The sequence below is a fragment of the Numidum massiliense genome (genome assembly GCF_001375555.1).
GTDB lineage: Bacteria > Bacillota > Bacilli > Thermoactinomycetales > Novibacillaceae > Numidum > Numidum massiliense.
The window spans coordinates 1-3,786 of record NZ_CTDZ01000005.1; the positions used below are offsets into that span (position 1 = coordinate 1).

Annotated in this window: 1 protein-coding gene, 19 tRNA genes and 1 rRNA gene; all 21 read right to left on the minus strand. The window is 51.6% G+C overall.

From position 1 onward, the window contains the following. Positions 1–222: 222 nt before the first annotated feature. Positions 223–296: transfer RNA gene (locus BN1247_RS00040), tRNA-Gly, on the minus strand. Positions 297–397: 101 nt separating this feature from the next. Next, a tRNA-Pro gene (locus tag BN1247_RS00045) sits at positions 398–474 on the minus strand. Positions 475–586: 112 nt separating this feature from the next. After that, a complete protein-coding gene (gene selD, locus BN1247_RS00050) occupies positions 587–1,612 on the minus strand; it encodes a selenide, water dikinase SelD (RefSeq protein WP_231633039.1) in 1,026 nt (341 codons plus the stop codon). A gap of 242 nt (positions 1,613–1,854) precedes the next feature. After that, a tRNA-Leu gene (locus BN1247_RS00055) sits at positions 1,855–1,941 on the minus strand. Positions 1,942–1,956: 15 nt separating this feature from the next. Next, a tRNA-Arg gene (locus BN1247_RS00060) sits at positions 1,957–2,033 on the minus strand. 11 nt (positions 2,034–2,044) lie between these two features. Continuing rightward, positions 2,045–2,133, minus strand: a tRNA-Leu gene (locus tag BN1247_RS00065). A 7-nt stretch (positions 2,134–2,140) separates the two neighbouring features. Continuing rightward, positions 2,141–2,229: transfer RNA gene (locus tag BN1247_RS00070), tRNA-Leu, on the minus strand. 54 nt (positions 2,230–2,283) lie between these two features. Next, positions 2,284–2,357: transfer RNA gene (locus BN1247_RS00075), tRNA-Cys, on the minus strand. Between the two features lie 16 nt (positions 2,358–2,373). Then, a tRNA-Gly gene (locus tag BN1247_RS00080) sits at positions 2,374–2,448 on the minus strand. A gap of 5 nt (positions 2,449–2,453) precedes the next feature. Next, positions 2,454–2,528 (minus strand) — tRNA-Gln (locus BN1247_RS00085). Between the two features lie 12 nt (positions 2,529–2,540). Then, positions 2,541–2,615 (minus strand) — tRNA-His (locus BN1247_RS00090). Between the two features lie 5 nt (positions 2,616–2,620). Further along, positions 2,621–2,694: transfer RNA gene (locus BN1247_RS00095), tRNA-Trp, on the minus strand. Positions 2,695–2,718: 24 nt separating this feature from the next. Beyond that, positions 2,719–2,803 (minus strand) — tRNA-Tyr (locus tag BN1247_RS00100). A 14-nt stretch (positions 2,804–2,817) separates the two neighbouring features. Further along, positions 2,818–2,893, minus strand: a tRNA-Thr gene (locus tag BN1247_RS00105). A 12-nt stretch (positions 2,894–2,905) separates the two neighbouring features. Further along, positions 2,906–2,981, minus strand: a tRNA-Phe gene (locus BN1247_RS00110). An 89-nt stretch (positions 2,982–3,070) separates the two neighbouring features. Continuing rightward, positions 3,071–3,147: transfer RNA gene (locus BN1247_RS00115), tRNA-Asp, on the minus strand. A 58-nt stretch (positions 3,148–3,205) separates the two neighbouring features. Then, positions 3,206–3,282, minus strand: a tRNA-Met gene (locus BN1247_RS00120). A gap of 8 nt (positions 3,283–3,290) precedes the next feature. Continuing rightward, a tRNA-Val gene (locus BN1247_RS00125) sits at positions 3,291–3,366 on the minus strand. A gap of 92 nt (positions 3,367–3,458) precedes the next feature. Next, positions 3,459–3,534 (minus strand) — tRNA-Glu (locus BN1247_RS00130). An 11-nt stretch (positions 3,535–3,545) separates the two neighbouring features. Further along, positions 3,546–3,638, minus strand: a tRNA-Ser gene (locus BN1247_RS00135). A 29-nt stretch (positions 3,639–3,667) separates the two neighbouring features. Continuing rightward, a 5S ribosomal RNA gene (gene rrf, locus BN1247_RS00140) occupies positions 3,668–3,784 on the minus strand. Between the last annotated feature and the right edge of the window lie 2 nt (positions 3,785–3,786).

The following is a 3,786-nucleotide window of genomic DNA, read 5'->3' on the forward strand; positions in this document are numbered from 1 at the left end:
GGTATAATGGTTTTCAAGGAAGACCTCTCCTTTCGTGGTGGTTAGGAGTACTATTTAGGTCTTCCTTTTCTATATTCTCCCTCCAAATTCCTGCTAAAACCCTTCGAGAGAAATGTTACACATACAACGGATGATCAGCCACATAGCACGGCTTTTTTTTCACAAAAAAAGCCCTCACGGAGAGGACTTCTGAACGGCAGCGGTACGTTTAATTCTTTTTAGTGGAGCGGGTGATGGGAATCGAACCCACGTATCCAGCTTGGAAGGCTGGTGTTCTACCATTGAACTACACCCGCATCTGTCGCGAGTACTACGTCGAATATGCTACTCTGTTCGAGCGACATCGTTGTGCCCTCTGGGTACACCCGCATCTGTCGCGAGTACCATACTAAATGAATGGTCGGGGTGACAGGATTCGAACCTGCGGCCCCCTGCTCCCAAAGCAGGTGCTCTACCAAGCTGAGCCACACCCCGACATACAATCAACAAAATAAATTATACCACATGACGCTATTGGTACGCAAGGGGAAAAAAAGGGCAACGTGCCCTTTTTTGTTTCGGTCATTGGTTTGGTGGAAACGAAACATTACGATACGCAAATTTTTCCTACGTCGTTTTTATTCGCTGCTGTTACATCCCCAATGATCGCCGCCTCGACGTTGCGTGAACGGAGTTCCACGACAAACTGTTCGGCTTCCTCAGCCGCGATCGCCACGAGCAGACCGCCTGAAGTAACAGCGTCACTCAAAATAAGTTGGGCAGCGTCATCGATTGCGTCAGCATACGAGACGTTGTGCGCCAACCACTTCGCGTTTTCCTTACTTCCTCCGGGAACGCTCTTTGCCTTAACCAACTCCCGCGTGCGGGGTAACACTGGTACGTCCGCATAACGCACGTGTATGCCGACCTGGCTGCCGATAGCCATTTCTTGCAGGTGCCCTAACAAACCGAAACCAGTTACGTCCGTACACGCATGTATTTGATAAGAACGCATCACATCCGCTGCCTCTTTGTTCAACTGGGCCATAACATGTGAGACGCGCGCAATTTCCTCCTCCGTCAATAAATCGCGCTTAATCGCTGTCGTCTGGATACCGATGCCGATCGGCTTCGTCAATACAATTTTATCCCCAGGCTTTGCGCCTGCATTACTTACCACGTCATTAGGATGGACAATTCCAGTGACGGCCATACCGAATTTCGGTTCTTGGTCGTCGATGGAGTGGCCACCGACTAACGTGGCGCCCGCCTCTTGGACTTTGTCACTCGCGCCGCGCAGTATATCAGCCAGTATTTGTTTATCCAACTTATTGATAGGAAATCCAACGATATTTAAAACGGTAAGCGGCTTTGCCCCCATTGCGTACACGTCACTGAGAGCATTCGCAGCTGCAATTTGCCCGAACATGTAAGGGTCATCCACGATCGGCGTAAAGAAATCGACGGTTTGTACGAGCGCCAAGTCGTCCGTTAACCGATACACGCCCGCGTCGTCGGAAGTATCTAACCCGACTAACAAATTAGGGTCTGGAACTGTTTGCGGTAAACAGCGCAAAACTTGCGCTAGGTCACTTGGACCGATTTTGCAACCTCACCCAGCTTTTGTCGACAGTGCTGTCAGTTTTAACTGGTCGTTCGTATCGTTTGCTGTCATTGCGATCCCCCCTTTGCCATTGGTCGCTCCCCCCACCATTATAGTGGAAAAGTAGCATTAAAAAAAGGCATAGGCCGTGCTACAAAAAAAGCATGAGCCATTACCGCCCTAACAGGAGAGCTCGTATAATTGTTTAAGTAAAAATAAAAAAAGCTCTGAGGACTTATCCTTCAGAGTTTTTTATGGCTCGCTATAACTAATGGTGCCGGTGGAGGGAATCGAACCCACACTCCCGCAAAGGAACACGATTTTGAGTCGTGCGCGTCTGCCTGTTCCGCCACACCGGCGCGGAAAAATAAAAATGGCGTGCCCTGAGAGATTCGAACTCCCGACCTTCTGATTCGTAGTCAGACGCTCTATCCAGCTGAGCTAAGGGCACACGATCTTTTCTGGTGCGGACGAAGGGACTTGAACCCCCACGGTCGTTAGTGACCACAAGAACCTGAATCTTGCGCGTCTGCCAGTTCCGCCACGTCCGCTTGCATATGGTGCCGAGGACCGGACTTGAACCGGTACGGTAGTAACCTACCGCAGGATTTTAAGTCCTGTGCGTCTGCCAATTCCGCCACCCCGGCATGTTACGACGCAGTTAATTATAACAAACGGTATGGATGTAGTCAAGCAGGTTATGGAGGCGGCACCCGGATTCGAACCGGGGGTAAAGGATTTGCAGTCCTCTGCCTTACCGCTTGGCTATGCCGCCATTAAAGCGGTGATAATGGAGCGGAAGACGGGATTCGAACCCGCGACCCTCGCCTTGGCAAGGCGATACTCTACCACTGAGCCACTTCCGCACACTTGGCTGGGGAGGCAGGGATCGAACCTGCGCATGACGGAGTCAAAGTCCGTTGCCTTACCGCTTGGCTACTCCCCAACACGTTGTTAGTGGGGCGACCGACGGGAATCGAACCCGTGATGCCGGAGCCACAATCCGGTGCGTTAACCACTTCGCCACGATCGCCATATTGGCAGGGGCGGCAGGAGTCGAACCCACACTAATGGTTTTGGAGACCACTGTTCTGCCATTAAACTACGCCCCTACTAAACAAGCTTAATGCATGGTGTGGTGGAGGGAGAAGGATTCGAACCTTCGAAGGCATCGCCAGCAGATTTACAGTCTGCCCCGTTTGGCCACTTCGGTATCCCTCCATAAATATTGCCCCTGGTGCCGGCGAGAGGACTTGAACCCCCAACCTACTGATTACAAGTCAGTTGCTCTACCAGTTGAGCTACACCGGCTAAAGATATAAATGGTGGTTCGGGACGGAATCGAACCGCCGACACGAGGATTTTCAGTCCTCTGCTCTACCGACTGAGCTACCGAACCTTGAATGACCGGTGAGGGGTAAGGAAAATAAAACCCGACATTTAAATATTTTACCCTGATACGATTACAAAGTCAACGTTAAAATTTGGTGGCGGAGCTGACGGGATTCGAACCCGCGATCTCCTGCGTGACAGGCAGGCATGTTAGGCCTCTACACCACAGCTCCACACATTACGTAGTTAAAGAAAAATATGGTTGTTTCTGTGTAGCAGAAATTACAATTATGGTTGCGGGGGCAGGATTTGAACCTGCGACCTTCGGGTTATGAGCCCGACGAGCTGCCAGACTGCTCCACCCCGCGACAATATTTGGTGGACGGTGACGGGCTCGAACCGCCGACCCCCTGCTTGTAAGGCAGGTGCTCTCCCAACTGAGCTAACCGTCCGTTAAAGAAGAGGTGTGAGCTGGGAATTGAGGACATGCTTCGACGTTAATTCATGTTGCAACATCTCTACTCCTCAATCCGAGCTAACTGAGTGGTGACCCGTAGGGGATTCGAACCCCTGAATGCCAGCGTGAAAGGCTGGTGTGTTGACCGCTTCACCAACGGGCCTAGTTAATATCTGGCGGAGAGGGAGGGATTCGAACCCTCGAGACGGTTATCGCCGCCTACACGATTTCCAATCGTGCTCCTTCGGCCAGCTCGGACACCTCTCCATCATGTACATTATACTTATAATGTATCCGTCTGGCAACGTCCTACTCTTCCAAGGGCTCGCGCCCTAAGTACCATCGGCGCTGGAGGGCTTAACGGTCGTGTTCGGGATGGGAACGCGTGTGTCCCCTCCGCTCTCGTCACCAGACA